Source organism: Myxococcus guangdongensis (assembly GCF_024198255.1).
GTDB classification, from domain to species: domain Bacteria; phylum Myxococcota; class Myxococcia; order Myxococcales; family Myxococcaceae; genus Myxococcus; species Myxococcus guangdongensis.
The window spans coordinates 1-2,729 of sequence record NZ_JAJVKW010000043.1 but is presented as its reverse complement, the minus strand read 5'-3'; the positions used below and the strand labels follow the sequence as shown (position 1 = coordinate 2,729).

The 2,729-nt window shown below is 67.9% G+C and carries 8 protein-coding genes; all 8 read right to left on the bottom strand.

The genetic code is table 11. The features are described from left to right. A partial coding sequence (locus tag LXT21_RS44625) for an AAA family ATPase (RefSeq protein WP_254044376.1) occupies positions 1 to 382 on the bottom strand: 382 nt, incomplete at its 3' end. A 10-nt stretch (positions 383 to 392) separates the two neighbouring features. Continuing rightward, positions 393 to 596: a hypothetical protein gene (locus LXT21_RS44620; RefSeq protein WP_254044375.1), complete on the bottom strand. Its 204-nt coding sequence runs from the start codon at positions 594 to 596 to the stop codon at positions 393 to 395. A 31-nt stretch (positions 597 to 627) separates the two neighbouring features. Beyond that, positions 628 to 1,002, bottom strand: a complete 375-nt coding sequence (locus tag LXT21_RS44615; protein WP_254044374.1) for a hypothetical protein — start codon at positions 1,000 to 1,002, stop codon at positions 628 to 630. Beyond that, positions 999 to 1,307, bottom strand: a complete 309-nt coding sequence (locus tag LXT21_RS44610) for a hypothetical protein (RefSeq protein ID WP_254044373.1) — start codon at positions 1,305 to 1,307, stop codon at positions 999 to 1,001. Before LXT21_RS44610 ends, LXT21_RS44615 begins: the two co-directional genes overlap by 4 nt. 71 nt (positions 1,308 to 1,378) lie before the next feature. Further along, positions 1,379 to 1,903: a hypothetical protein gene (locus LXT21_RS44605; protein ID WP_254044372.1), complete on the bottom strand. Its 525-nt coding sequence runs from the start codon at positions 1,901 to 1,903 to the stop codon at positions 1,379 to 1,381. 78 nt (positions 1,904 to 1,981) lie between these two features. Continuing rightward, on the bottom strand, positions 1,982 to 2,137 hold the full coding sequence (locus tag LXT21_RS44600) for a hypothetical protein (RefSeq protein ID WP_254044371.1): 156 nt from the start codon (positions 2,135 to 2,137) through the stop codon (positions 1,982 to 1,984). Between the two features lie 13 nt (positions 2,138 to 2,150). Continuing rightward, positions 2,151 to 2,537 carry a hypothetical protein gene (locus LXT21_RS44595; RefSeq protein WP_254044370.1) on the bottom strand — a complete coding sequence of 129 codons (387 nt, stop codon included), beginning with the start codon at positions 2,535 to 2,537 and terminating at the stop codon, positions 2,151 to 2,153. A gap of 11 nt (positions 2,538 to 2,548) precedes the next feature. Further along, a partial coding sequence (locus LXT21_RS44590) for a hypothetical protein (RefSeq protein ID WP_254044369.1) occupies positions 2,549 to 2,729 on the bottom strand: 181 nt, incomplete at its 5' end.

Below are 2,729 nucleotides of genomic sequence, written 5' to 3'. Positions count from 1 at the left end.
TGCGCCACGCGTCGAAGCTGTTCTTCGACTTCGACTGCTTCGCCACCTGGTCGACCATCTCCAGGGCACCGCCTTTCCCCATCCATGCGTGGGAGAGGCTGTCGATGATGAGGCAGTCGTACTTCTCGCGCGCGGCCTCTTCGATGAGGGCGATGAAGTCGCGAGGGCTGAACCGACTCATGCTCTGCGCGTCGAAGTCGAACCTGTCCGCGTACTTGCTCGCGCTCTCATTCTCCGTGTCGCCCACGGCGATTCTTCCATTGGGCCCCACGAGCCCGCGTGCGATGCGCAGCGCGGAGAACGTCTTGCCCGAGCCACTCTGTCCGATGAGCGCAAGGCGCAAACGCGCGGCCTTCTTCGTTGCCTTCTGAAACCCCGCCATGCTGCTCTCCTCACTCGTAGCGCTCGCCCGCGTCCTGCTCGGCGCGGCGAATCAGCTCGCGTTCCATCGCGGTGGTGTCATCCACCGCGTCTGTCCATTCGTGGTCCCGCCACCGATGCGGGCCCGTGTGTCCGTCCTCGCGCTCGCAGAGCACCCAGCTCTTCTCGGGGTGCTCCGTGTACGCGTGGCACTCGTACTGACTTGATAGGTCCACTAAACGGCAGACTACTTGTTGGGTCTGACGTTCAGCGGGCGTGTGCGTTCGCGTGCTCGACGCCCTCGCGCCAGTGGTTGCTGCGCGCCCACCACAGCTCGACACCGAGCGCCGCGTAGAGGGCCGATGCAGCGACGGCCAGGTCGTTGAGGGACTTCCTCGCGGCCGTCACGCGGCGCTGTAGCTCGCGCCACCGCGACTGGGTGGCGTCGGTCCCGTTGGGCACGAGGTCGCGCAACTCGTCCTCCGCCATGTGCAGCGCCTCACGCTCCGCGGCTTCGCGCTCGGGGAGTTGCTCCGCCTCCTCGATGCACTCCGCGATGACGTCCACCTCTCCCGGACGCCACCACTGCCTGAGGGCCTGGAGTCGCGCACAGCAGTCCGCCAGATCGCCGACGCAGCTCATGGGCTCACCACGCTGATGCGCGTGCAGTAGCACTCGCACTCGGTGTCGGCACATCGGTTGTGGCCGGCGCCCTTGAACCGGCCGTGCGCGTACCTCCCGCACCTGTCGCAGAGGAGCGGCGCTTCGTCCTCGAGCTCCTCGCTGGCGTCGGCCCGCTCGGCCACCTCGACGGCGACGTCCCACGCGGGGTGGTGCTCGTCGAGCGTTGCCTCGCCGCCGGCCTGGGCCGCGTCCCACGCTTCCACCAACGACGTGAGGTTCACCTCGCCGGAAGCGTCGCGGTGCTCTACGAGGTGCATCAGCATCCACCTGCGGATGCTCGAGCGCGAGTGGACGTCCGGCCCGCGCTCGGTGTGAATGAGGGTAGGGGAACCCATCACGCACCGCCCTTCGTCAGTGGGTAACGGGCCCGCCACCAGCGGCGCCAGAGCGGGTAGCCCAGGCGCCACCCGAAGCCGACGGCGCCCACCCAGCCGAACGCGTACGCCAGCAGGCCCAGCGACATCCAAGGCTGTCGCCGACGAAGCAGCGCAGCTCGCGGCGTGCACTCCACCTGGATGGCCTCGCGCCCCTCCGCCTCAGCCCGCTCACTCTCCCGGGCGGCGATGCTGTCCAGCTCCGCCCCGTAGACGGCGTCCATCAGCGACACCGCCAACATCACGACCGCGAGCCACCCAACCGTCACCGGGCTCAGCCCCAGGGCTGCGAAGATTCCCGTGGGGGGAATGGGCAGCCCAAGCGTGTTGCGGTGCTCCCCCCAGACCGCGCCCAGCAACGCGGACACGTAGAGCCCGCGCTCGACGTGCCACGTCTTCAGCCTGGGGGCGCTGCGGAGCGCGTCCGCCACTGCGTGCGCCGCGCGCCGGAGCCAGGGCCCCGGGTCCTCTCGATGCTCGACCACACGACAAAGCTCCGCCAGCAGGCCCATTTCGAGCCTCCATTCAGAAGGGGTTGAGGGTTGCCGGGACGGGCCCGGGGACTACTTCGCCTGACTCGGGACCTTCTTCAGCGCGTCACGCACCCTGACGAGCAGTCCAGATGGTCCGAGGTCCCAGGAGTTGTGCTCCCGGCTGCTGGAGAGCGCGCTCTCGACGTCCACCAACAACTGCTGAAGGTCTTCGTCTGCGTCCGCCACTCGCCCAGAGCGACTATCCGGCATTGCCACCATCCTCCGGAGGAGGGGTGGACTTGTTGTCCTCATCCTCCGTGTCCATCCCGGGGATGGAGGAGCGAGGGACGAAGACCCAGGCGCTGACGAAGGCGCCGTCCTCTCCGATGGACACCTTCGGCTCGCTGTCGAACTCGATCTCGGTGCTCCCGTACATCTCGCGAGCCGCCGCGACGATGGCGTCGTCCTCGCCGTCTCCCTCCGTTGCATCCTCCTCCTGGTGCAGGGCCGCGAGCTGGGCCTGCTCGAAGAAGTCATCCGGCCATGAATCCGGAATGCCGTGGTGCTCCATGGATGCCAGCAACGTCCGGAGCGCCGCGAGCGGCTCCGGGGGCGGCGACTGCTTCGCACCGTCGTTCGTCGCCATCGGGGGATTCATCATCGGGGCACCAGGAGAACAGCCGTCTGCAGTGGGGTCTGCTTCGTCGGGGACTTCACCGTGATGGCGCGAAGCGGGACATCAAGTCGGTTCCTCCCTACGTGCGAGACGTAGACGACGGACTCGCCAGGGAGCGCCGCCAACGCGGCGATGAGCTCGTGCACTTTCATTGTGATGTGC

Coding starts and splice junctions, on each gene's coding strand:
- LXT21_RS44615 (WP_254044374.1), bottom strand. CDS start 1,002: ATGAGCTGCGTCGGCGATCTGGCGGACTGCTGTGCGCGACTCCAGGCC.
- LXT21_RS44610 (WP_254044373.1), bottom strand. CDS start 1,307: ATGCTGATGCACCTCGTAGAGCACCGCGACGCTTCCGGCGAGGTGAAC.
- LXT21_RS44595 (WP_254044370.1), bottom strand. CDS start 2,537: ATGGCGACGAACGACGGTGCGAAGCAGTCGCCGCCCCCGGAGCCGCTC.